The sequence below is a fragment of the Kitasatospora purpeofusca genome (assembly GCF_036010405.1).
GTDB lineage: Bacteria > Actinomycetota > Actinomycetes > Streptomycetales > Streptomycetaceae > Kitasatospora > Kitasatospora purpeofusca.
The window spans coordinates 2,605,144-2,628,474 of sequence record NZ_CP108561.1 but is presented as its reverse complement, the minus strand read 5'-3'; the positions used below and the strand labels follow the sequence as shown (position 1 = coordinate 2,628,474).

The 23,331-nt window shown below is 74.1% G+C and carries 18 protein-coding genes; 11 read left to right on the top strand and 7 right to left on the bottom strand.

Annotated features, from left to right (window positions below; all coding sequences use genetic code 11):
* Positions 1 to 13: 13 nt before the first annotated feature.
* Both OG715_RS11205 and OG715_RS11200 read right to left on the bottom strand, forming a co-directional pair.
* The gene (locus OG715_RS11205) at positions 14 to 2,353 is read right to left on the bottom strand and encodes a helix-hairpin-helix domain-containing protein (protein WP_266275045.1); all 2,340 of its coding nucleotides are present in this window, start codon (positions 2,351 to 2,353) and stop codon (positions 14 to 16) included.
* Between the two features lie 151 nt (positions 2,354 to 2,504).
* On the bottom strand, positions 2,505 to 3,482 hold the full coding sequence (locus OG715_RS11200) for an aldo/keto reductase (RefSeq protein WP_266275047.1): 978 nt from the start codon (positions 3,480 to 3,482) through the stop codon (positions 2,505 to 2,507).
* 332 nt (positions 3,483 to 3,814) lie between these two features.
* Between OG715_RS11200 and OG715_RS11195 the strand changes: the two genes are divergently transcribed.
* Positions 3,815 to 4,873 carry an LLM class F420-dependent oxidoreductase gene (locus OG715_RS11195; protein WP_266275049.1) on the top strand — a complete coding sequence of 353 codons (1,059 nt, stop codon included), beginning with the start codon at positions 3,815 to 3,817 and terminating at the stop codon, positions 4,871 to 4,873.
* 103 nt (positions 4,874 to 4,976) lie between these two features.
* On the opposite strand, the gene OG715_RS11190 is transcribed toward OG715_RS11195, so the two are convergent.
* Positions 4,977 to 5,969, bottom strand: coding sequence for a magnesium and cobalt transport protein CorA (locus tag OG715_RS11190; protein WP_266275050.1), 993 nt, complete (start codon positions 5,967 to 5,969; stop codon positions 4,977 to 4,979).
* A gap of 194 nt (positions 5,970 to 6,163) precedes the next feature.
* Between OG715_RS11190 and OG715_RS11185 the strand changes: the two genes are divergently transcribed.
* The 6 genes from OG715_RS11185 to mshC all read left to right on the top strand — a co-directional run bounded on the left by OG715_RS11185 (position 6,164) and on the right by mshC (position 12,173).
* Positions 6,164 to 6,955 carry an MSMEG_4193 family putative phosphomutase gene (locus tag OG715_RS11185; RefSeq protein ID WP_266275051.1) on the top strand — a complete coding sequence of 264 codons (792 nt, stop codon included), beginning with the start codon at positions 6,164 to 6,166 and terminating at the stop codon, positions 6,953 to 6,955.
* A 193-nt stretch (positions 6,956 to 7,148) separates the two neighbouring features.
* Positions 7,149 to 7,718: a DUF3090 domain-containing protein gene (locus OG715_RS11180; protein ID WP_266275053.1), complete on the top strand. Its 570-nt coding sequence runs from the start codon at positions 7,149 to 7,151 to the stop codon at positions 7,716 to 7,718.
* Positions 7,719 to 7,807: 89 nt separating this feature from the next.
* Entirely contained in the window at positions 7,808 to 8,599 is a 792-nt protein-coding gene (locus OG715_RS11175; protein ID WP_266277318.1) for an SCO1664 family protein, read from the top strand.
* A gap of 124 nt (positions 8,600 to 8,723) precedes the next feature.
* Entirely contained in the window at positions 8,724 to 9,641 is a 918-nt protein-coding gene (locus OG715_RS11170; protein ID WP_266275055.1) for a helix-turn-helix domain-containing protein, read from the top strand.
* Between the two features lie 143 nt (positions 9,642 to 9,784).
* Positions 9,785 to 10,660, top strand: coding sequence for a dioxygenase family protein (locus OG715_RS11165; protein WP_266275057.1), 876 nt, complete (start codon positions 9,785 to 9,787; stop codon positions 10,658 to 10,660).
* 283 nt (positions 10,661 to 10,943) lie between these two features.
* Positions 10,944 to 12,173 (top strand): cysteine--1-D-myo-inosityl 2-amino-2-deoxy-alpha-D-glucopyranoside ligase, encoded by a 1,230-nt coding sequence (mshC, locus tag OG715_RS11160; RefSeq protein ID WP_266275059.1) that lies wholly within the window; start codon positions 10,944 to 10,946, stop codon positions 12,171 to 12,173.
* Positions 12,174 to 12,277: 104 nt separating this feature from the next.
* On the opposite strand, the gene OG715_RS11155 is transcribed toward mshC, so the two are convergent.
* Positions 12,278 to 13,228: a PAC2 family protein gene (locus OG715_RS11155; RefSeq protein ID WP_266275061.1), complete on the bottom strand. Its 951-nt coding sequence runs from the start codon at positions 13,226 to 13,228 to the stop codon at positions 12,278 to 12,280.
* Positions 13,229 to 13,544: 316 nt separating this feature from the next.
* On the opposite strand from OG715_RS11155, the gene OG715_RS11150 reads away from it, so the two are divergent.
* Positions 13,545 to 14,087, top strand: a complete 543-nt coding sequence (locus OG715_RS11150; protein WP_266275063.1) for an SRPBCC family protein — start codon at positions 13,545 to 13,547, stop codon at positions 14,085 to 14,087.
* A 7-nt stretch (positions 14,088 to 14,094) separates the two neighbouring features.
* On the opposite strand, the gene OG715_RS11145 is transcribed toward OG715_RS11150, so the two are convergent.
* Positions 14,095 to 15,195, bottom strand: a complete 1,101-nt coding sequence (locus OG715_RS11145; RefSeq protein WP_266275064.1) for a glycoside hydrolase family 18 protein — start codon at positions 15,193 to 15,195, stop codon at positions 14,095 to 14,097.
* A gap of 145 nt (positions 15,196 to 15,340) precedes the next feature.
* Between OG715_RS11145 and metH the strand changes: the two genes are divergently transcribed.
* The 3 genes from metH (at position 15,341) to OG715_RS11130 (ending at position 21,593) form a co-directional block, all read left to right on the top strand.
* Positions 15,341 to 18,850: a methionine synthase gene (gene metH, locus OG715_RS11140; protein WP_266275065.1), complete on the top strand. Its 3,510-nt coding sequence runs from the start codon at positions 15,341 to 15,343 to the stop codon at positions 18,848 to 18,850.
* A 141-nt stretch (positions 18,851 to 18,991) separates the two neighbouring features.
* Positions 18,992 to 19,699: an HAD family hydrolase gene (locus OG715_RS11135; protein ID WP_266275066.1), complete on the top strand. Its 708-nt coding sequence runs from the start codon at positions 18,992 to 18,994 to the stop codon at positions 19,697 to 19,699.
* Between the two features lie 286 nt (positions 19,700 to 19,985).
* The gene (locus tag OG715_RS11130; RefSeq protein ID WP_266275068.1) at positions 19,986 to 21,593 is read left to right on the top strand and encodes an ABC transporter substrate-binding protein; all 1,608 of its coding nucleotides are present in this window, start codon (positions 19,986 to 19,988) and stop codon (positions 21,591 to 21,593) included.
* A gap of 95 nt (positions 21,594 to 21,688) precedes the next feature.
* On the opposite strand, the gene OG715_RS11125 is transcribed toward OG715_RS11130, so the two are convergent.
* Together OG715_RS11125 and OG715_RS11120 are read right to left on the bottom strand one after the other, a co-directional pair.
* The gene (locus tag OG715_RS11125; RefSeq protein WP_030299918.1) at positions 21,689 to 22,360 is read right to left on the bottom strand and encodes a response regulator; all 672 of its coding nucleotides are present in this window, start codon (positions 22,358 to 22,360) and stop codon (positions 21,689 to 21,691) included.
* Entirely contained in the window at positions 22,361 to 23,269 is a 909-nt protein-coding gene (locus OG715_RS11120) for a RecB family exonuclease (RefSeq protein ID WP_266275070.1), read from the bottom strand.
* Positions 23,270 to 23,331 lie beyond the last annotated feature (62 nt).

Genomic DNA, 23,331 nt, shown 5'->3' with positions numbered 1-23,331 from the left:
CCGTTCGGGCCCGTCAGTACTCCTGCGCGGCGTTCTCGGCGAGGATCGCGCGCAGCCGCGTGGTGCGCGGCGCGGCCGGGCGCTCGGCGACCGCCTGCGGGAGCGCCGGTCCGGCGGCGTGGACCACCGAGAGGTGCCGCTCGCCCCGGCCGAACGCGGTGTACACCCACTGCCGGCTGAGCGCCGCCGCGGCGTCGTCCGGCACGACCACCACCGCGCCCGGCCAGTGCCGGCCGACCGCCTGGTGGACGGTCAGCGCCCAGCCGTGCCGCAGCTTCTTGGCCTCGGCGGGCGCGACGGTGCGGCGGCTGCCGTCCGGGTACTCCAGGTGCAGGCCGGCGGCGTCGCCGTCGACCACCCGGGCCGGCCGGGTGTGGCCGGGCGCGGGGGAGTCGGCGACCCGGTCGCCGGGGTCGAAGCCGGCGAACCGGCCCGGGCCCGGGTTGAGCCTGGCCTTGGCGGCCGCGTTCAGCGCGCGGGTGCCGGCGCCGCCGCCGTGGCCCGGGGTGAGCAGGACGACCTGCTCGGACGGGATGCCGAGGGCGCGCGGGATGGAGTCGGTGAGCAGCTGGACGGCGCGGTGGACGGCCTCCCCGCTGTCCTTGGCGGTCAGGATGACCACCTCCTTGTCCGGTGCCTCGACCGGCTGGAGCTCGCCGATGCCGACGCCGGAGACCAGCTCGCCGATCGGGCCGAAGTCCGGCGTGCGGGAGGCGACGGCCGGGCAGACCTTGGCGGTGAGCAGGTCGGCGAAGAACCGGCCCGGCCCGGCGGACCACAGCTGGCCCGGGTCGCCGCTGAGCACCAGCCGGGTGCCGTCGGCCAGCGACTCCAGCAGGGTGGCGGCCAGCTCGACGTCCAGCAGCGGGGCGTCCAGCACGACCAGCAGGTCGAGCGCGAGCATGCCGTCGGGGGACCGGCCGGGACCGGCGGCGCCGGCGAGCAGCTCGGCCAGCGTGGCGACGGGCGCGGGGGCCGGGGCGTCGGCGAGCGGCGCGAGCGCGGCGAAGGCGTCGCGGCCGTGGTCGGTCCAGGTGGCGGCCCAGGCGCGCAGTCCGAGGCCGGTGGCCGCGGCCAGCAGGGCGGCCGGCTCGGCGCGGGCGGCCTCGCCGCCGGTGTGCAGGACGAGCGCGCTCCCGGCGGCGGCCCGGACCAGGGCGGCCGCGGAGGAGGACGGGGCGGTCCCGGCGGCGGCCTCCCAGGCGGCCGGACCGGGCGCGGCGGGTGCCTGCGGGGCGGCGTCGGTGTCGGTCTCGGCGCTGGCTTCCGCGCCGTCCGCCTCCACGACGGCTTCGGCACCGGCTTCCTCGGCGGACCCGCTGTCGGAGCCGTCGTCGGTCTCCTCGGCGGACCCGTCGGTGGCCTCCTCGTGGTCCTCGCCGGGCACGAAGGTGGACATCAGCCGGACCAGGCCGTCGGCCAGGCTCTCCTCCGCCAGCGCGAGGCGCTCCAGGGCGAGCAGGGTCCGGGTCGGCGGCTCGTCCTCGTCCTCGCCGCCCGCCGCGTGCGCCTCGGCGCCGGTGAGCTCCTCCTGGAACGGCATCGCACGGCCGTCGAGCACCGCGGCCTGGACGGCGGCGGCGGAGTCCGGCACCCCGAGGCGCTCCAGTCCGGCGGTCACCTCGCCGATCTCCAGGGCGGAGTGGCCGCGCAGCGCCGCCTGCTCCAGCAGCCAGCCGACCAGCGCCTGCGCCCGTCGCGGGTCGCCCGGGCCGGCCGCCGGACCGAGCAGGCCGCGGGCGAAGCCGTCCGCGTGCTCGGGGCGGACACCGGGGAGGGAGAGCACGGCCCACGGGTCCTCGCGGAGCTGCTCGGCCGCGCCGTCGCCGAACACCGACACGGCGGCGGTGGCCAGCTCGGCCGGGGCGCCGCCCGCGCCGAGCACCTCGGCGGTCGCGCGGAGCGCCTGGGCCCGCTGCTCGTCGGTCACCGCCGGACCGGTGCCGGTGCCGTCGGCGGGGGTGCCGGGGGCCGTCCCGTCCTCCGGCGTCGAGCCGGCCGGGTGGGCCGAGGACGCGCCGGTGCCAGGGCCGGACCGGCCCACCGAGCGGACCCGCTCGGCCAGCGCCGCGACGGCGGCCGCCCGGTCGGCGGCGACGCCGCCGGGACCGGCCGCGTCCGGTGCCCCCGCGCCCGCCGTCTCACCGTCCGCCGAGCCCGAGCCCTCGTCCGTCGAGTCCACGTCCGCCGAGCCCTCGTCCGCCGAGCCCGACTCACCGTCCGTCGAGTCCGAGTCCGAGTCCGAGTCCGAGCCCGCCGGGCCCCGCTCCGCCGACGCCTGCGCGGGCACGGCGCCGCCCGTGTCCGGGCTCATCGAGGACTCCTCCGGGGCGCCGTTCTCCGCGTCAGTCATCGTCCGCTCCACAAAAGCTCAACTCCACTGCTGGGCACCGGCCGCCCGTACTGCGGGCGGTCGGCTGTTCGGGCCGGTCCGGGGCCGCGCGGGGCGGCCGGGTCGGCGGTCGGTCGGTTCGGGCAGGCTCGGGCGCGGGGTCGAGCGACCGCTACAGCTCGCTCCACCCCTGGTCGGGGTAGCGGTGGACCGGCGCCGAGATGTCGTCGAGCGCACCGCGGATCTCCTCCGGAAGCGTAAGCGCCTCCACCGACAGCGCCGCCTGCAGCTGCGCCACCGTGCGGGCCCCGACCAGCGCGCTCGCCACCCCGGGGCGGTCCCGGACCCAGGCGAGCGCGACCGCCAGCGGGCTGCTGGCGAGCCCGTCGGCGGCGGTGGCGACGGCGTCCACGATCCTCCGGGGACGCTCCCCGAGGTACGGCTGGACGAACCCCGACAGGTACGGCGAGGCGCCGCGCGAGTCCTGCGGCAGGCCGTGCCGGTACTTGCCGGTCAGCACGCCGCGCCCGAGCGGGGAGGCGGCGAGCAGCCCGACCCCGGCGTCCAGGGCGGCGGGCAGGGCCTCGCGCTCGATGCCGCGCTGGAGCAGCGAGTACTCCAGCTGCGCCCCGGCCAGCGGCACCCGCCCGTGATGGGCGTTCTGCCAGGTGGCGGCCTTGGCCAGCTGCCAGCCGCTGAAGTCGCAGACGCCGACGTAGCGGGCCCGGCCCGAGGAGACGGCGATGTCGAGGGCGCTGAGGGTCTCCTCGACGGGGGTGGCCGGGTCGAAGGCGTGCACCTGCCAGAGGTCGACGTAGTCGGTGCCGAGCCGGCGCAGCGAGGCGTCGAGCGCGGTGAGCAGGTGCCCGCGCGAGCCGTCGAAGCGGCGGGCGGCCGGGACGCTGCCGGCCTTGGTGGCGATGACCAGGTCGGAGCGGGGGACGAGACTGTCGGTGAGCCGGGAGAGCAGGTACTCGGCGTCGCCGTCGGCGTAGACGTCGGCGGTGTCGACGAGGTTCCCGCCGGCGTCGACGAACTCCTTGAGCTGTTCCGCGGCCACCTGCTCGTCGGTGGCGCGGCCCCAGGTCATGGTGCCGAGGCCGAGCCGGGAGACCTGCAGCCCGGTGCGGCCGAGGTGACGCTTTTCCATCGGACGTGCCCTCTTACTGGCCGTAGGTGCGGTGGCGGCGCGGCGCCACCGGCCGGCACCGCGGCCGCACGGCCGGGACGACGGGGGACGAACGCGCAGGTGGGGCGAGGCGCCCCCACGTCGGCTGAGCGTAGCGGCCGGTGCCCGGGCAGGTGTGCAGACCCGCAGGACGACCCCGGCCGCCGCCGCAGGACGACCCCGGGCCCCCGTGGGACCCGCCCCCGGTCCCGCCACGCGGCCGGAATGTGACCCGGCCCACTCCTACCGGCCAGTAGCATGTCCGTCGGACGCGCCGCTACCCTCACGGAACAACCGACTGGAAGGCACTGCCCATGCGACTCGGCATCAACCTCGGCTACTGGGGACTCGGCATGGACGCCGACAACATCGCCGTCGCCCAGGAGGCCGACCGGCTCGGCTACTCGGTCTGCTGGGCCGCCGAGGCCTACGGTTCGGACGCCGCCACCGTGCTGTCCTTCGTCGCCGCCAGGACCGAGCGGATCGACGTGGGCTCGGCGATCTTCCAGATCCCGGCCCGCACCCCCGCGATGACCGCGATGACCGCCGCCACCCTGGACACCCTCTCCGGCGGCCGCTTCCGGCTCGGCCTCGGCGTCTCCGGCCCCCAGGTCTCCGAGGGCTGGTACGGCGTGAAGTTCGACAAGCCGCTGACCCGCACCCGCGAGTACGTGGAGATCATCCGCAAGGCGATGTCCCGCGAGCGGCTGGTCCACGAGGGCGACCACTGGACGCTGCCGCTGCCCGGTGGCCCCGGCAAGCCGATCAAGCTCACCGTGCATCCGGTGCGCGAGCACATCCCGCTGTACATCGCCGCGATCGGCCCGAAGAACCTGGAGCAGACCGGCGAGATCGCCGACGGCTGGCTCGGCATCTTCTTCGACCCGGAGCACGCCGCGCTCTCCCTCGACCCGCTGAAGGCCGGCCGGGTCCGGTCCGGAGCCGAGGCCGGCCGGGAGTTCGAGGGCTTCGACGTCTGCCCCACCGTTGCCATCGCGGTCGGCGAGGACATCAAGGCGGGCGTCGACTCACAGCGCTCGTACACCGCGCTCTACATCGGCGGCATGGGCAGCAAGGAGAAGAACTTCTACAACCAGCTCGCCCGGCGGATGGGCTACGAGCAGGCCGCCGACGAGGTCCAGGAGCGCTACCTGGCCAGGGACTACGCGGGCGCGGCCGCCGCCGTCCCGCACGAACTCATCGACGCCACCTCGCTGATCGGCGACACCGCCCGGATCGCCGACCGGATGCAGGCGTACGCCGACGCGGGCGTCACCACGCTCACCCTGGCCCCGGCCGGCTTCACCCTGGACGAGCGGATCACCGCGCTGCGCACCGGCGTCGCGGCGCTGGAGCGCGCCGGCCTGGCCTGACCGCCGAACCCGGGTGGCACCGTCCGAACGGCGACGGTGCCGCCCGGGAACGACCGGTGGCGGTGCCACTCGGGAACGACCGGCGGCGGGGGAGCGACCGGCCCTACAGCCAGTCGTGCCGCTTGAACACCCGGTGCAGCAGCACGCAGACCACCACCATCAGCGACACCGCCGCCGGATAGCCCCAGGGCTGGTGCAGCTCGGGCATGTGCTCGAAGTTCATCCCGTACACGCCCGCGATCATCGTCGGCACGGCGGCCAGCGCCGCCCAGGCCGAGATCTTCCGCATGTCGTTGTTCTGCTGCACGCTGACCTGCGCCAGATTGGCGGCGAGGATGTCCGAGAGCAGCCGGTCCATCCCCTCCACCTGGTCGTTGGCCCGGGCCAGGTGGTCGGAGACGTCCCGCAGGTAGGGGTGCGCCTCGGCGCGGACGTACGGCACCCCGTCGCGGTCCAGCCGCATCATCGGCTCGACCAGCGGGCCGGTGGCCCGGCGGACGGTGACCAGCTGCCGCTTGTAGCCGTAGATCCGGCTCGCGACGTCCCGGCCCACCCGGCCGGGGGCGAACACATCGGCCTCCAGCTCGTCGAGATCGGCCTGGAGCCCGACCACCACGTCCACGTAGCCGTCCACCACCGCGTCGCAGACGGAGTGCAGCACGGCGCTCGGGCCGTACTTGAGCACCTCCGGGTGCTCCTCCAGCTCGGCCCGGAGGTCCCCGAGCGGGCTGTCGGCGCCGTGCCGGACGGTCATCACGAAGTCCTCGCCGACGAAGAGCATCACCTCGCCGCTGGTCACCGCGTGGCCGCCGGGGTGGTAGCCGAGGGTCTTGAGCGCGACGAACAGCGAGTCCTGGTACGCCTCCACCTTGGGCCGCTGGTGGGCGCCGACCGCGTCCTCGACGGCCAGCGGGTGCAGGCCGAACTCCTCGGAGACCTCGTCGAGTTCCTCGACGGTCGGCTCGAACAGGCCTATCCAGACGAAGCCGCCGCGCCCCGCCTTCCGCGCGGCGGCGAGGGAGCCGGCCGGACCGGCGGGCGTCGCGACCGGTCGGCCGTCCCGGTAGATGGCGCAGTGGACGATCATGCGCGCCATTCTCGCCCCTGGCGCCGTTCCGAAACATCCGCCGCGACGACGGTTCGCCCCGGCACCGGTCGCCACCGTCCCCCGCGTCCCCCGCGCCCCACCCGTGCCCGGGTCCGGACCTTCTCGGCGGCACCCCTCGGCAGCGCCCCGACCAAGATCCGGAAGCCCGCCCGCCCCGCTCCGGGAGGCCGTAGGGTGGGCCCATGCCCACCCTGCTGCTCGTCCGCCACGGCCGCTCCACCGCGAACACCGCCGGAATCCTGGCCGGTTGGACGCCGGGCGTGGAGCTCGACGACACCGGGCGCGCGCAGGCCGCCGCGCTCGCCGCCCGGCTCGCCCCGGTCCCGCTGGTCCAAGCGGTCAGCAGCCCGCTGGAGCGCTGCCGGCAGACCCTGGAGCCGCTGCTCGCGGCCCGCCCCGAGCTGGCCCGCCCCGAGCAGGCCGGCTCCGGGTCGGCCGGTTCAGGGCCGGCCGCTTCCGCAGGCGCCGCCGCCGCGGCGGGCGGGCCCGCGCTGGACGACCGGCTCGGCGAGTGCCACTACGGGGAGTGGACCGGCCGCCCGCTGGCCGAGCTCGCCAAGGAGCCGCTCTGGCGCACCGTCCAGGACCACGCGGCGGCCGCCGCCTTCCCGGGCGGGGAGTCGCTGCGCGAGCTGAGCCACCGCACCGTCGGCGCGGTCCGCGAGTGGAACGAGAGGATCGCCGCCGAGCACGGCGAGGACGCCGTCTGGATCGCCTGCTCGCACGGCGACGTGATCAAGTCCGTGGTGGCCGACGCGCTGGGCCTGCACCTCGACCACTTCCAGCGGATCAACGTCGACCCCTGCTCGGTCACCGCGATCCGCTACACCGCGCGCCGCCCGTTCGTGCTGAGGATGGGCGACACCGGCGACCTCGCCTCCCTCGCCCCCCGGCCCGCCGCCCACCCCGGACAGGACGGCCAGGCCGCTCCGAGCGGGGACGCCGTGGTCGGCGGTTCCACCGGCGCGGCCTGATCCGGCAGAACCCGGGAGACGGACCCGGGGCAGCCCGCCCCCGGGCTCGGCTCCCCGGCCCGGCCCGGGAGGTCGTAGGGTGACCAGTGGGCCCCGGCGCACCCCGCCGCGCACCCCGGGACCACCGGGCCCGACCCCGAACCCCGTGACGTCCCCGACGTCCACGACGATCGATACGATCCGGAGCGAGAGCGTGCCCCGTCAGGTCTACTTCTACGACCAGCCCGAACGGTTCGTGGCCGGCACCGTCGGCCAGCCCGGCGCCCGGGCGTTCTACCTCCAGGCCAGCGCCCGGGGGCGGATCACCAGCGTGCTGCTGGAGAAGACCCAGGTCTCCGCGCTCGCCGAGCGGATCGAGGAGGTCCTCGACGAGGCCCTGCGCCGCAGCGGCGGCGAGGCCGCCATCCCGGCCGGCGCCCCGCAGGAACTGCTGGACACCGCGCCGCTGGACCTGCCGCTGGAGCAGGAGTTCCGGGTCGGCACGATGGCGCTGGCGTGGGACACCGTGGACAGCTGCCTGGTCGTCGAGGCGCAGGCGCTGATCGAGGAGGAGGAGGGCGAGGAGGAGGGCGCCGCCGTCTTCGAGGACGACGAGAACGGCCCCGACATGCTCCGGGTGCGGCTCTCCGGCGCGATGGCCCGGGTGTTCGCCAGGCGCGCGCTGGACCTCGTCGCGGCCGGCCGCAAGCCCTGCCCGTTCTGCAACCTGCCACTCGACCCGGAGGGCCACCTGTGCCCGCGCGCGAACGGGTACCGGCGCTGAACACGCCGCCGGCCCCGGTCGGCGGGACCGAGCCGCCGCGCGCCGACCCCGCCGGGGCCGCCGCCCTCGCCGCCGACACGCCGACCGCGCTGCGGCTGCTGCGGGAGGGCGCGCTGACCGTGCACGGCCGGCTCACCGACGCCTCCAACGCGGCCCTCTACTGCACCGTCGGCATCGACGGTACCGACGGTACCTACGGCCTCAGCGCGCAGGCGGTCTACAAGCCGGTGGCCGGCGAGCGCCCGCTCTGGGACTTCCCGGACGGCACCCTGGCCGGCCGCGAGGTCGCCGCCTACGAGCTGTCCGCCGCCACCGGCTGGGGACTGGTCCCGCCCACCGTGCTGCGCGACGGCCCGCACGGCCCCGGCATGGTGCAGCTGTGGGTGGAGCCCGATCCGGAGGCGGACCCGCTGCTCGCGCTCCAGGACCCGGCCGGCCCCGAGGACGGCTGGCTGCCGATCGTCCGGGCCGAGGTCGGCGACGGGCGCACCGCGCTGCTGGTCCACCCCGACGACACCCGGCTGCGCCGGCTCGCGGTGCTGGACGCCGTCCTCAACAACGCCGACCGCAAGGGCGGCCACCTGATCCCGGCCGCGGACGGCCGGATCTACGGCATCGACCACGGCGTCACCTTCCACCGCGAGGGCAAGCTGCGCACCCTGCTCTGGGGTTGGGCCGGGAGCCCGCTGCCCGAGGAGGCAGCGGCGGTGCTGGCCGGGCTGGCCGGGCAGCTGGACGGCCAGCTGGGGGAGCGGCTGGCCCCGCACCTGACGGCGGCCGAGCTGGACGCGACCCGGGCCCGGGTCGCGGCGCTGCTCGCGGCCGGCACCCATCCGCTGCCCTCCGAGGACTGGCCGTCCATCCCCTGGCCGCCGATCTGACGGTCCGGCGGGCCGTCCGGCCTTCGAACCGCGGGCCGGCCGGGCCGCCGGACCACCCGTCCACGGGTCCCTGTACCGGACAGTGGTCTGGACCGGTGCCCGGTCCCGGCCGCACACTGCGACGATGGACGAGCGACGGACCACCCCCCACCTGGACCTGCCGCTGCACCGCCTCCAGGTCCCGCTGCCGCATCTGCTCCCGTTCGCGATCGGCAGCTTCGACACCATCGGCCCGCTGTCCCGGGCCGGCTTCCCCCACCGGCACTCCTTCTTCGAGATCGTCTACGTCACCGGCGGCCGAGGCGCCCACGTCCTGGACCTGGTCCAGCGGCCGCTGCAGCCGCCGCAGTTGTGCGTGATCGCACCCGGCCAGGTGCACCACTGGGTGGACGCGGACGACCTCACCGGCCAGGTCGTGCTGTTCAACGAGGACTTCCTCCTGACCAATCCGCAGGACCTCGCGGCGCTGCGCTCCCTGGCCGGACGCCCGGCGGTGCGGCTGGGCGACCAGGCCGGGCCGATCGCCGCGCTGCTGGCCGACATGGAGACCGAGTACCGGGCCCGCCCGGCGGGCTATCCGGGCGTGCTGCGGGCCAGTCTGCACATCCTGGTCGTCCGCGCCCTGCGGGCCTGTGCGCCGGTCGGCCCCGGGGCACTGCCGGGCCGCACCGGCGACCTCGCCGCCGCGTTCACCCGGCTGATCGCCGACCCGGGCGGAGTGCAACGCTCGGTCGCCTCCTGCGCCCACGAGTTGGGGGTCTCCGCGGGGCACCTCCAGGCGACGGTCAAGCAGGCGACCGGCCGCACGCCGGGGCGGCTGATCCGCCAGCAGCAGACGCTGGAGGCCAAGCGCCTGCTGGCCTGCACGGAACTGACGGTCCGTCAGGTCTCCCGCGAGGCCGGGTTCGGCGACCCGGCGTACTTCTGCCGGTTCTTCCGCCGGGAGACCGGGATGACCCCCGGGGAGTTCCGGACCAAGGTCGGAGGAAATCACCACGATCCCCGGATCACGTCCATCGCGGCAGGTCCGGACGGCCCGTAGGTTGACTGTCGGCCACCGGCGGACCGCCCGGCGCGAGCGGGCGGCCCGCCGGCCCGGTCCTTGTCATGCCCCCACCATGGCAAGGGCCGTCATTCCCATCGACACCGGCAGATCCCCCACACCCACAGCGAAGGAGTCGGCGCATGCCCGCGTCCGAAGAGCCCGTCACCGGGACGGACGGTCCCACCGACCGCCGGATAAGCCGCAAGACCGTCCTCCGGGCAGCCGCCGTTCTCGGCACCGCCCCCCTCCTGGTCGGCGGCGGCGTCGCCCTGGCCCGCGACCGGGTCGGCACCGGCGAGATGCCGGACTTCACCCCCGAGTGCCACGACGGCGACGCCCCGACCATCGAGCAGACCGAGGGGCCGTACTTCAAGCCCAACTCGCCGCTGCGCAGCTCGCTCATCACCGACAGCACCCCGGGCACCAGGCTCACCGTCAGCGGCTACGTCTTCGGCCGCGCCTGCCTGCCCCTGTCCGGCGTCCTGCTGGACTTCTGGCAGGCCGATGTGAACGGCGCCTACGACAACGTCGGGTTCACCTTCCGCGGCCACCAGTTCACCAACGCCCAGGGCGCGTTCAGCCTCACCACGATCGTGCCCGGCCTCTACCCGGGCCGCACCCGGCACATCCACGTCAAGCTCCAGGCGCCCAACCGGCCGGTGCTCACCACCCAGCTGTACTTCCCGAACGAGCCGCGCAACAGCACCGACACCATCTACGACGCGCGGCTGCTGATGAACGTCCGCCAGGTCGGCTCGGCCAAGGAGGGCACGTACGACTTCGTGCTCAACGTGCCGCAGACCCCGACCCCGACCGCCACCCCCACCGGCCCGACCACCCCGCCCACCAGCACGCCCCCCACCACACCGCCGGGCGGGACCTGGGCCGCGGGCACCCTCTACAGCGCGGGCGACCGCGTCACCTACGGCGGCGTCTCCTACCGGTGCCTCCAGGGGCACACCGCCATCACGGGGTGGGAGCCGCCGAACGTGCCGGCCCTCTGGCAGCGGTTGTAGCGGCTCCGGCCGTCTGCCCGGAGGGTCGCGGGCGCCCGGTCGGCGGCAGGGCCGACCGGGTCGCCCGTCCGCCCGGACCGCCCCGCGTGGCCGTGCGCGGGGCGGTCCGGCGCGGTTCCTACGTGGTTCCGGCGTGGTTCCGGCACGGTTCCGCGCCGACGGCCCGGCGAGGGCTTCCGGACACAATCGGTCAGGAACCGCCAAGGCCGCGAAAGCAGACGAATCCAGTCGATCTCGCCGACTGGTTAGGCTTTCAAATGTTCTCAAGGTTAAAGTCGATCCCATGCATGCCTGGCCCGCCTCCGAGGTTCCCGCCCTGCCTGGTCAGGGGCTCCCCCTTCGAATCCACGACACCGCGACGGGAGGCATTCGGGAGGTCGTGCCGCAGGACGGCGCCGCCCGGATCTACGTCTGCGGCATCACGCCCTACGACGCGACCCACATGGGCCACGCCGCCACCTACAACGCCTTCGACCTGGTGCAGCGGGTGTGGAAGGACGCCGGCCACGACGTCCTCTACGTGCAGAACGTCACCGACGTCGACGACCCCCTGCTCCAGCGCGCGGTCGAGACCGGACAGGACTGGGTGGCCCTCGCCGAGCGCGAGACCGCGCTGTTCCGCGAGGACATGACCGCGCTGCGGCTGCTCCCGCCGGCCCACTACATCGGCGCCGTCGAGTCCATCCCGTGGATCGTCCCGCTGGTCCAGAAGCTGCTCGCGAGCGGTGCCGCCTACGAGCTGGACGGCGACATCTACTTCTCGGTCGAGTCCGACCCGACCTTCGGCGAGGTCTCCGGCCTCACCCGCGAGGCCATGCACCCGGTCTTCGCCGAGCGCGGCGGCGACCCGGACCGCCCGGGCAAGCGCCACCCGCTGGACGCCCTGCTGTGGCTGGCCGCCCGCCCCGGCGAGCCCGCCTGGGACACCGAGCTCGGCCACGGCCGCCCCGGCTGGCACATCGAGTGCGTCGCGATCGCCCTGCAGTTCCTCGGCATGTCCTTCGACATCCAGGGCGGCGGCAGCGACCTGTCCTTCCCGCACCACGAGATGGGCGCCGCGCACGCCCAGGTCGCCACCGGCGCCCACCCGTACGCCCAGGCGTACGTGCACGCCGGCATGGTCGGCCTGGACGGCCACAAGATGTCCAAGTCCCGGGGCAACCTGGTCTTCGTCTCGGCCCTGCGCCGCGAGGGCGTCGACCCGGCGGCGATCCGGCTGGCTCTGCTCTCGCACCACTACCGCGAGGACTGGGAGTGGACCAAGGGCACCCTGGACGAGGCCGTCGAGCGGCTCGCCCGCTGGCGCGCCGCGGTCTCCCGCCCGGACGGCCCGCCCGCCGAGCAGCTGCTCGCAGAGGTCCGCGCCGCGCTCGCGAACGACCTGGACGCCCCGGCCGCGCTGGCCGCGGTGGACCGCTGGGCCGCCGCGCAGGAGCGCGACGGCGGCACCGGGATCGACGCACCGGGCCTGGTCACCCGCACCGTGGACGCACTGCTCGGCGTCGCGCTGTAGACCGTGCGCGCGGAGTCCCGCGAACGAACGCCGGAGGGGCGTCGAGGCCGATGGCCCCGGCGCCCCTCCGGCGTTCCTGCGGTGTTCCCGCGCCGCGGGGAGGGTCAGTCCTCCTCGGCGCCGTCCTGGGTCTCCCGGGCCGCCGGCGGCTCCGGCTCGGCCGGCCGCTCCGCGGTGGCGTGCCCGGCGACGGGCTTCTCACCGGTCGGCCCGACGTTCTCCCGGCGCCGCAGGTACCGCTCGAACTCCCGGGCGATCGCGTCGCCCGAGGCCTCCGGCAGCTCCGCGGTGTCCTGCGCCTCCTCCAACTGCTGCACGTACTCGGCGACCTCGCTGTCCTCGGCGGCCAGCTGGTCCACGCCCAGCTGCCACGCCCGGGCGTCCTCGCCGAGCTCGCCCGGCGGGATCCGCAGGTCCAGCAGGTCCTCCAGCTTGTTGACCAGCGCCAGGGTGGCCTTGGGGTTCGGCGGCTGCGCGACGTAGTGCGGCACCGCCGCCCACAGCGTCACGGCCGGCACCCCGGCGTGCGTGCACGCCTCCTGGAGCACCCCGACGATCCCGGTCGGACCCTCGTAGCGGCTCTCCTCCAGCTCCAGCCGGCGGGCCAGGTCCGGGTCCGAGGTGACGCCGCTGACCGGCACCGGGCGGCTGTGCGGGGTGTCGCCGAGCAGCGCGCCCAGGATCACCACCAGCTCGACGCCCAGCTCGTGCGCGAAGCCGAGCAGCTCGCTGCAGAACGAGCGCCAGCGCATGCTCGGCTCGATGCCGCGGACCAGCACGACGTCCCGGGTGGTCGGCTCGGTGACGCGGATCACCGAGAGCCGGGTGGTGGGCCAGGTGATCCGGCGCACTCCGCCGTCCAGCCAGACGGTGGGCCGGTTGACCTGGAAGTCGTAGTACTCCTCCGCGTCGAGCGCGGCGAACACCTTGCCGCCCCAGGTCTCGTCCAGGTGCGCCAGCGCGGCCGAGGCGGCGTCACCCGCGTCGTTCCACCCCTCGAAGGCGCACACCATCACCGGGTCGATCAACTCGGGAACTTCCTCCAGCTCGATCACCCAGCGTCTCCCTCCGGTCGGCGGCCACCGCGCCACCCGGCCGGGAATGCCCGGGTGCCGGCGGTCGGAAGCCGACGGTCGAACCTCTCGTCACCCATGGAACGCCTCGCTCCATGGTCCCTACCTGCCCAGCCTACGGGCTTTGAAGCGCCGTTCCGCCGGGCCACCGGGCCAGTCTGGGCGAGGGGACGGCCACGATCCAGCGGTTATCCCGGCGGGCCCCGGGGGACCGCCCCGGGTCCGGCCGCGCCCGGGCGGCGGGACGGCGCGATGATGGGTGGTGGGGCCGGGCGCGCAGGGTGTGAGGAGCCGGCGGATGAGCGGATGGCGGTGGACGGCGGCCGGGGCGGCCGGGGCGACTGTCGTGGTGGCGGCGGCGGTCACGGCGGGGCTGGCGGCGGCGGTGCTGGCTGCGGGCCGGCGGCTGCCGGTGGAGCACGTCAGCGAGGGCGGGTTCGAACTGGACCGGCCGCCCGCCGAGGTCTGGGACGTCCTGACCGCCGTCGACCTCTTCCCGGCCTGGCGCCCGGGGCTGGCGCACGTCGAGCGGCTGCCCGCCACCGCCGCGGGCCACCCCCGCTGGCGCGAGTACGGCAGGCACGGCCACACCACCTACGAGGTCGTGGAGAGCGCCGCCCCGCACCGCCTGGTGACCGGCATCGCCGACCCGGACCTGCCCTACGGCGGCACCTGGACGTACGTGCTGACGCCGGTCGGCCGGGGCTGCACCCTCACCGTCACCGAGCACGGCGAGGTGTACCAGCCGCTGTACCGGGCCGTCTCCCACTACCTGACCGGCGAGGGCGCCACCGTCCACCGCTACCTGGGCGCGCTCGCCCACCGGATGGCCACCCGGTAGGCCAGCCTCAGCGGACCCAGTCGCGCCGGTAGTCGGCCCAGTTCTGCTCGGTGGCGGCGAAGTCCACGTACAGGCCGACGCCGAAGTTCGGCCGGTGCGGGTCCTGCCGGCCCAGGCCCAGCCGGATGCCCCGGATCCCGGCGGGCACCGTCTCGGCGCGGCCCCGGTGGCCCCACTTGTCCTCCCAGTAGAACGGCAGGCCCATCAGCAGGTCGGTCTCCGCCGGGGTGGCCTCCAGGGCGAGTTCGGTCTGGTAGGCGTTGTAGGCGCCGTAGAACCCCTCGGTCGGCATGCTGGAGTCGTAGGTCATCACCGCGATCTGGTCGACCCGGCGGGCGGTGGCGGTGAAGTACGCCTGGTCCCACCACTTGCCGTGGTCGGTGAGCGCGATGGCGACCGTGTGCTGGTGGGGCAGCGGGTCGATCTGCGGGGCGGCGACCGACAGTTTCACGCCGCGCCCGGCGGTGACCGGGCGGACCTGGTCGAGCAGGGCGAGCCAGCCGGCGGAGCCGGGCCGGATCGGCTCCATGTCGAAGTGGACGCCGTCGAAGCCGAGGTCCAGGACCTGGCGGGCGGAGGCGGTGACCCGGTCGCGGGTGGCGGCGTCCTCCAGGTCCAGGGCGTCCTTCTCGGGCTTCACCTCGTCGCCGAGCCAGCTCTGCACCCGGACCCCGGGCAGCGCCCGGTGCGCGGCCTCGGTGAACCAGCGCGCCCGGGGGTGCACGGCGGGCGGCAGCGAGCCGTCGTGCTCCAGGGGGCCGGTGTGCACGTAGAGGTCGCGGACGCCGGTGCCGGCCAGCCGTTCGGCGAGGGCCGCGACGTCCGCGTCACTCTTCCGGCCGTCCACCCAGGCGTGGCCGAGCCAGAGCGCGTCACGGCCGCGGCTGCGGGCCTCGGGGGAGGGGTCGCCGACGTACTGCAGGCGCAGCGCGAGCGCCGCCGAGCCGACCGGGACCAGCACCACGGACAGCGCCGTCAGGGCCACCACCAGGCTCTTGCGCCATCGCGACCAGCCGCGCCAGCGGGACCGGAGGGCCCGGGCCGGGGCGGCCGCGGCGCGCCCGGTCCGCCGGGCACCGTCTCGTACGAGTGTCCGCATGGTGGTCATTCGGTCGTTCCCCCCTGTTCGGCCGAGCGTTCAGGATACGGAATAGGTGGCCTTCTCCCGGCGGGGGCCGGATACCCTGGCCACGTGCGTCCCCGATTCAGCGGGTTCGCAAAGCCGACAGCCGTCGCACCCAGGGAGAAGCCCCATGGCCATTGCCGCCAGCCCGTCCGTCACCCCGCAGAGCCGCGCGAACGCGCTGCGTGAGGCACTGGCCACCCGGGTGGTGGTCGCCGACGGAGCGATGGGCACCATGCTCCAGGCACAGGACCCGACGCTGGAGGACTTCCAGAACCTGGAGGGCTGCAACGAGGTCCTCAACCTGACCAGGCCCGACATCGTCCGCTCCGTCCACGACGCCTACTTCGCGGTGGGCGTGGACTGCGTGGAGACCAACACCTTCGGCGCCAACTTCTCCGCGCTCGGCGAGTACGACATCGCCGACCGGATCTTCGAGCTCTCCGAGTCCGGTGCCCGGCTGGCCCGCGAGGCCGCCGACGCGCACGCCGCCGAGGACGGCCGGACCCGCTGGGTGCTCGGCTCGATCGGCCCCGGCACCAAGCTGCCGACCCTGGGCCACGCCCCGTACGAGGTGCTGCGCGAGGGCTTCCGGGTCAACGCGGCCGGTCTGATCGCCGGCGGCGCGGACGCCCTGCTGGTGGAGACCAGCCAGGACCTGCTGCAGACCAAGGCCGCGATCCTGGGCTCCAAGCAGGCCCTGGCCGACGCGGGCCTGGACCTGCCGGTGCTGGTCCAGGTGACGGTGGAGACCACCGGCACCATGCTGCTCGGCTCGGAGATCGGCGCCGCGCTGACCGCGCTGGAGCCGCTCGGCGTCGACTACATCGGCCTGAACTGCGCCACCGGCCCCGCCGAGATGAGCGAGCACCTGCGCTACCTGGCGAAGAACGCCCGGATCGGCCTGTCCTGCATGCCCAACGCGGGCCTGCCGGTGCTGGGCAAGGACGGCGCGCACTACCCGCTGAGCCCGTCCGAGCTGGCCGACGCGCACGACGTGTTCACCCGCGACTACGGCCTCTCGCTGGTCGGCGGCTGCTGCGGCACCACCCCCGAGCACCTGCGCCAGGTGGTCGAGCGGGTGCAGGGCCGCCCGGTCGCCCCGCGCGAGCCGCGCCCCGAGGCGGCCGCGTCCTCGCTGTACCAGTCGGTGCCGTTCCGCCAGGACACCTCGTACCTGGCGATCGGCGAGCGCACCAACGCCAACGGCTCGAAGAAGTTCCGCGAGTCGATGCTGGCCGGCGACTGGCAGGCCTGCGTGGAGATCGCCCGGGACCAGATCCGCGACGGCTCCCACCTGCTGGACCTCTGCGTGGACTACGTCGGCCGCGACGGCGTCGCCGACATGAAGGAGGTCGCCGCCCGGCTGGCCACCGCCTCCACCCTGCCGATCGTGCTGGACTCCACCGAGCCGGAGGTGCTGCGGGCCGGCCTGGAGTCGCTCGGCGGGCGCGCCGTGCTGAACTCGGTGAACTACGAGGACGGCGACGGCCCGGAGACCCGCTTCGGCCGGATCGCCTCGCTGGCCCGCGAGCACGGCGCCGGCCTGATCGCGCTGACCATCGACGAGGAGGGCCAGGCCCGCACGGCCGCCAAGAAGGTCGAGATCGCCGAGCGGCTGATCGCCCAGCTGACCGGCGAGTACGGCGTCGACGAGGGCTCGATCCTGGTCGACTGCCTGGCGTTCACCCTGGGCACCGGGCAGGAGGAGTCCCGCCGGGACGGCATCGAGACCATCGAGGCGATCCGCGAGCTCAAGCGCCGCCACCCGGACGTGCAGACCACCCTCGGCCTGTCCAACATCTCCTTCGGCCTCAGCCCGGCCGCCCGGATGGTCATCAACTCGGTCTTCCTGAACGAGTGCGTCGACGCGGGCCTGGACTCGGCGATCGTGCACGCCTCCAAGATCCTGCCGATGGCGCGGATCCCCGAGGACCAGCGCGAGGTCGCGCTCGACCTGGTGTACGACCGCCGCAGCGAGGGCTACGACCCGCTCCAGAAGCTGCTGCAGCTGTTCGAGGGCGTCTCCTCGTCCTCGGTCCGGGCGTCCAAGGCGGAGGAGCTGGCCGCGCTGCCGCTGGAGGAGCGGCTCCAGCGCCGGATCGTCGACGGCGAGCGCAACGGCCTGGAGGCCGACCTCGACGAGGCGCTGACGGAGCGCCCGGCGCTGGAGATCGTCAACGGCACGCTGCTGGCGGGCATGAAGGTGGTCGGCGAGCTGTTCGGCTCCGGCCAGATGCAGCTGCCGTTCGTGCTCCAGTCGGCCGAGGTCATGAAGACCGCGGTGGCCCACCTGGAGCCGCACATGGAGAAGTCCGACGACGAGGGCAAGGGCACCATCGTGCTGGCCACCGTCAAGGGCGACGTCCACGACATCGGCAAGAACCTGGTCGACATCATCCTGTCCAACAACGGCTACACCGTGGTCAACCTGGGCATCAAGCAGCCGGTCTCGGCGATCCTGGACGCCGCCCAGGAGCACCGGGCGGACGTCATCGGGATGTCCGGCCTGCTGGTCAAGTCCACCGTGATCATGAAGGAGAACCTGCAGGAGCTGAACCAGCGCAAGCTGGCGGCCGACTACCCGGTGATCCTCGGCGGCGCCGCGCTGACCCGGGCCTACGTCGAGCAGGACCTGCACGAGATCTACGAGGGCGAGGTCCGCTACGCCCGGGACGCCTTCGAGGGCCTGCGGCTGATGGACGCGCTGATCGCGGTCAAGCGCGGCGTGCCCGGAGCCACCCTGCCGGAGCTCAAGCAGCGCCGGCACGCCCGGGTCGAGGTCGAGGAGCCGGAGGAGGTCAACCTCGGCCAGATCCGCTCCGACGTCGCGGTCGACAACCGGGTGCCCGAGCCGCCGTTCTGGGGCGACCGGATCGTCAAGGGCGTGCCGTTCGCCGACTACTCCTCCTGGCTGGACGAGGACGCGCTGTTCAAGGGCCAGTGGGGCCTCAAGGCCGCCCGGAGCGGCGACGGCCCCTCGTACGAGGAGCTGGTGGAGACCGAGGGCCGGCCGCGGCTGCGGATGTGGCTGGACCGGCTGCAGACCGAGGGCTGGCTGGAGGCGGCGGTCGTCTACGGCTTCTACCCGGCGAACTCCAAGGGCGACGACCTGATCGTCTTCCACGAGGACGGCAGCGAGCGGACCCGCTTCACCTTCCCGCGCCAGCGGCGCGGGCGCCGGCTCTGCCTGGCCGACTTCTTCCGTCCGGAGGAGTCCGGGGTCCGCGACGTGCTGGGCCTCCAGGTGGTCACCATGGGCAACCGGATCTCCGAGGCGGCCAACGAGCTGTTCGCCGACAACTCCTACCGGGACTACCTGGAGCTGCACGGCCTGTCCGTCCAGCTGGCCGAGGCGCTGGCCGAGTTCTGGCACGCCCGGGTCCGCTACGAGCTGGGCTTCGGCGACGAGGACCCGCAGGACGTCAGGGACATGTTCGCGCTCAAGTACCGCGGCGCCCGGTTCTCGCTGGGCTACGGGGCCTGCCCGGAGCTGGAGGACCGCGCCAAGATCGCCGACCTGCTGAAGCCCGAGCGGATCGGCGTGGTGCTCTCCGAGGAGTTCCAGCTGCACCCCGAGCAGTCCACCGACGCGATCGTGATCCACCACCCGGAGGCCAAGTACTTCAACGCCCGGTAATGCCCACGCTGCGCAGCGTTCGCTTCATTCGGGGTCCCCGGGCGTATCCTTGATGATCCTGAACGGGCCGGTCCGCTCAAATGCGGGCCGGCCTGTGCCATCCCCGGGTCCGATCCGGGCACGGACGGAAGGATCCCGCCAATGACCACCATCTCCACCGCCACCCCGACCCTCGGCCGCGGCGACGACGACCGGGGCCTGCAGGCGGTGCTGCTGGACATGGACGGGACGCTGGTCGACACCGAGGACTACTGGTGGCAGGCGGAGGCCTCGCTCTTCGCCGAGCTGGGCCACGAGCTGACCGCCGAGGACCGCGCCCACGTGGTCGGCGGCCCGATGACCCGGGTCATCGACCACCTGCTGGCCAGCACCGGGGTGGACCTCTCGCCGGCCGAGCTGACCGTGCTCATCAACAAGCGCTTCGTCGACCTGCTGGACGGCGAGGTGCCGCTGATGCCGGGCGCCGAGCGGCTGCTCAACACGCTGGCCGCGCACGGCGTGCCGGCCGCCCTGGTGTCCGCCTCGCACCGGCACATCATCGACATCGTGCTCCGCTCGCTCGGCGCCGAGCACTTCGCCTTCTCGGTCGCGGGCGACGAGGTCGCCCGCACCAAGCCGCACCCGGACCCGTACCTGGAGGCGGCCCGCCGGCTCGGCGCCGACCCGGCCCGCTGCGTGGTGGTGGAGGACGCGCCGACCGGGGTGCGGGCCGCCGAGGCGGCCGGCTGCCCGGTGATCGCCGTCCCCTCGGTGGCGCCGATCGAGCCCGCGCCGGGGCGGCTGGTGCTGTCCTCGCTGGAGCAGGTCGATCTGGAGCTGCTGCGCTCGCTGGTCGCCTCGCGAGTGTGATTGTCGTCTCATTGCGGACCGGCCGTACCGCCCGGTAAGCGGACGGAACCGGCCGGGCCGGGAGACTGCTCGGGGAGAAAACGGGCATTGCCTGACAACTCGTAGGAGAGGCCAGCCCAGCGCACCCGCCCGTGTCCCAACTGTCACCTGTGCGGGTATCGGGGGTGTGTGTTCGATATGGCACGCTACTCCAGTTCGTTCCACCCCCCCGAGCCCAGGCACCGCCGCTGACGGGCACCCCCGTCGTGCCCGCGGTCGCAGCCCCGCACCCAGAAGGACGCGACCCGTGAAGACTTCCGCTGAACGACTGGCCGTGCTCGGCTGCGCCGGAATCGTGGCCGTTTCGGTGGCCGGCTGCGGCTCGGTGACCGACGCCGTCAAGGGCGACGGCGACAAGGCGATCACCCTGGGCACCACCGCGACGACCACCGCCCTGGACCCGGCCGTCGCCTACGACGCCGGCTCCTGGCTGCTGCTGCGCAACACCTTCCAGTCGCTGCTGAGCTACCCGGCCGCGTCCAGCGCCCCCACCCCGGACGCCGCCCAGGCCTGCGAGTTCACCGCCGGCGACGCCACCCAGTACCACTGCACGCTCAAGACCGGGCTGAAGTTCTCCAACGGCCACGCGCTGACCTCCGCCGACGTCGTGCACTCGATCCAGCGGACCCTGAAGATCAACGACGCCAACGGCCCGGCCGGCCTGCTGTCGTCGATCAAGACGGTCGAGGCGGTCAACGACACCGAGGTGCTCTTCCACCTCGCCCAGCCCGACGCCACCCTCCCGGCGAAGCTGGCCGGCCCGGCCGGCGCCATCGTCGACCAGGAGGTCTTCCCGGCCGACAAGGCGCTGCCGAACGACAAGCTGGTCGGCTCCGGCCCGTACCGGATCGACTCGATCGAGGCGACCCCGAAGAGCGGCCCGGCCAAGGTCGTGCTCCTGCCCAACGACAAGTACACCGGCGACGCCAAGCTGCGGAACAAGAAGTTCGTGCTGCGCTACTTCGACAAGCCGGCCGACCTCAAGACCGCGATCGACAACGGCGAGGTCGACCTGGCGGACAACAGCCTGGAGCCGAACACCGCCGCGCAGATCCTCTCCGACCAGCAGGGCGGCAAGACCGACCTGCGCGTCGTCGAGGGCGACAGCAACGACACCCGCTACCTGGTGTTCAACACCAAGGACGCCACCGCCGGCAACGTCGCCGTCCGCCAGGCCGCCGCCCAGCTGGTCGACCGCAAGGCCCTGGCCCGCGACGTCTTCGCGCGCACCGTCCAGCCGCTGTACTCGATGGTCCCGGCCGGCGTCACCGGCCACAACACGGCCTTCTTCGACCGCTACGGCGACCAGGACCCCGCCAAGGCCAAGGCCATCCTCGCCGCCGCCAAGGTGGCCACCCCGGTCAAGCTCAGCCTCACCTGGTCGCGCTCGCGCGCCGAGGCCGTCGAGGCCGAGACCCTGAAGAAGCAGCTGGAGGCAGGCGGCCTGTTCCAGGTCACCGTCCAGCAGGAGCCCGACTGGGACGCCTTCAAGAAGGGCTGGAACGAGAGCAAGTACCAGATGTACCTGATCGGCTGGTTCGCGGACTACCCGGACCCCGACAACTACGTCGCGCCGCTGATCGTCGAGGGCGGTTCCTACCACCACGGCTGGGACGACAACCGGATCAGCCAGAAGCTGGTGCCCGACACCCTCAAGCAGACCGACCGGGCCACCGCCAGCAGCCTCTACGCCCAGATCCAGGGCATCGTGGCCGAGAACGCCCCGCTCATCCCGCTGTTCCAGAACAAGGCGTTCTACACCTCCCGGTCCAACATCACCGGCGTCGAGTCGACCGTCGACACCACCGGCTTCTTCCGCTTCTGGGAGATCGGCCGGGTCGGCAAGGGCAAGTGACCCGAGGGGCCGGCGCCCCGACAGCACGACGGAGCGGCCCGCCCGCCCCCACCCCGGACCGGGGCGGGAGCGGGCGGGCCGCTCCGTCGTTCCGGCTACAGCGCGCCGGGCCGCACCAGGCCGCTCTCGTACGCGTACACCGCCGCCTGCACCCGGTCGCGCAGCTGCAGCTTCGTCAGCACATGGCCGACATGGGTCTTCACCGTCGTCTCGCTGACGAACAGCTCCGCCGCGATCTCCGCGTTCGACAGCCCGCGCGCCACCAGCTTCAGCACCTCCAGCTCCCGCTCGGTCAGCGCGTTCAGCGCCTGCGGGGGCGCCTCCTCGCCCGAGGGCAGCTTGGTGGCGTACATGTCCAGCAGTCGCCGGGTGATCGACGGCGCCAGCATCGCCGCGCCGTCCGCCACCACCCGGATCGCCTGCACCAGCTCCTCCGCCGGCACGTCCTTCAGCAGGAAGCCGCTCGCACCCGCGCGCAGCGCCTCCACCACGTACTCGTCCAGGTCGAACGTGGTCAGCACCAGCACCTTGGCCGGGCCGTCCCGACCCGGACCGGCGATCCGGCGGGTCGCCTCCACCCCGTCCATCCGCGGCATCCGGATGTCCATCAGCACCACGTCGGGCTGCAGCGCCCGCACCTGGTCCAGCGCCTGCTGGCCGTCGCCGGCCTCACCGACCACCACCAGGTCGGACTCGGCCTCCAGGATCATCCGGAAACCGGTGCGCAGCAGCGGCTGGTCGTCGACCAGCAGCACTCGGATCGTCACCTAGGACTCCTTGCTCGTCGGATCCCCGGTGGGATCGTCCTCGTCGGGCGTACGCGCCAGGGGCAGCGGGTACGGCGGGGGCGTGCCGCCGAACTCCGGACAGCTGGCCCGGTGGTCGCACCAGTCGCAGAGCCGGTTGCGGGTCGCCGGGAAGTCGCCGGTCGCCACCGCCAGACCGATCCGCTCCCACAGCGCCAGCAGCTTGCGCTCCACGGCCAGCAGGTCCGCCTCGTCCGGGTCGTAGCTGACCACGTCCCCGCCGCCGCCCAGGTAGACCAGCTGCAGCCGCCGGGGGAGCACGCCCTTCCAGCGCCAGACCACCAGCGCGTAGAACTTCATCTGGAACATCGCTTTGCCCTCGAAATCCCTCGAGGGAGCCCGGCCGGTCTTGTAGTCCACCAACCGGACCTCGCCGGTCGGCGCGACATCGACCCGGTCGATGTAGCCGCGCAGCAGCAGCCCCGACTCCAGGGCCGTCTCCACGTAGAGCTCGCGCTCCACCGGGTGCAGCCGGGTCGGGTCCTCCAGCCGGAACCACTGGGCGACCAGCTTCTCCGCGTCCCCCAGCCAGCGCGTCAGCGCCGCGCCGTCCGGGTCCTCCGGGAACAGGCCGGCCAGCTCCGGGCGCTCGCCCAGCAGCCGCTCCCACTGCGGGCGCAGCAGCCCCAGCGCCCGCTCCGGCGTGCGGTCCGCCGCCGGGGAGTCGAACAGCCGCTCCAGCACCGCGTGCACCAGCGTGCCCCGGGTCGCCGCCGAACTCGGCGGCTCCGGAAGCCGGTCGATCACCCGCAGCCGGTACAGCAGCGGGCAGGTCAGGAAGTCGCCCGCGCGCGACGGGGACAGCCCGGTCGGGGCCGCCGCCGCCCGCGCCGGAGCCACGACGGCGCTGCTGGTCTCGGTCTGCTGCATACCCCAGACCCTATTGCCCTGCGCTGTCATCCCGCTGCCACGGTGCTGCCGAAAGCCCCCTG

Bases quoted from the DNA above. Each gene is read 5' to 3' on its own strand.
- OG715_RS11195 (WP_266275049.1), top strand. From the start codon at position 3,815: ATGCGACTCGGCATCAACCTCGGCTACTGGGGACTCGGCATGGACGCC.
- OG715_RS11190 (WP_266275050.1), bottom strand. From the start codon at position 5,969: ATGGCGCGCATGATCGTCCACTGCGCCATCTACCGGGACGGCCGACCG.
- OG715_RS11205 (WP_266275045.1), bottom strand. From the start codon at position 2,353: ATGACTGACGCGGAGAACGGCGCCCCGGAGGAGTCCTCGATGAGCCCG.
- OG715_RS11170 (WP_266275055.1), top strand. From the start codon at position 8,724: ATGGACGAGCGACGGACCACCCCCCACCTGGACCTGCCGCTGCACCGC.
- OG715_RS11185 (WP_266275051.1), top strand. From the start codon at position 6,164: ATGCCCACCCTGCTGCTCGTCCGCCACGGCCGCTCCACCGCGAACACC.
- OG715_RS11120 (WP_266275070.1), bottom strand. From the start codon at position 23,269: ATGCAGCAGACCGAGACCAGCAGCGCCGTCGTGGCTCCGGCGCGGGCG.
- mshC (WP_266275059.1), top strand. From the start codon at position 10,944: ATGCATGCCTGGCCCGCCTCCGAGGTTCCCGCCCTGCCTGGTCAGGGG.
- OG715_RS11135 (WP_266275066.1), top strand. From the start codon at position 18,992: ATGACCACCATCTCCACCGCCACCCCGACCCTCGGCCGCGGCGACGAC.
- OG715_RS11145 (WP_266275064.1), bottom strand. From the start codon at position 15,195: ATGACCACCATGCGGACACTCGTACGAGACGGTGCCCGGCGGACCGGG.
- metH (WP_266275065.1), top strand. From the start codon at position 15,341: ATGGCCATTGCCGCCAGCCCGTCCGTCACCCCGCAGAGCCGCGCGAAC.
- OG715_RS11200 (WP_266275047.1), bottom strand. From the start codon at position 3,482: ATGGAAAAGCGTCACCTCGGCCGCACCGGGCTGCAGGTCTCCCGGCTC.
- OG715_RS11165 (WP_266275057.1), top strand. From the start codon at position 9,785: ATGCCCGCGTCCGAAGAGCCCGTCACCGGGACGGACGGTCCCACCGAC.
- OG715_RS11150 (WP_266275063.1), top strand. From the start codon at position 13,545: ATGAGCGGATGGCGGTGGACGGCGGCCGGGGCGGCCGGGGCGACTGTC.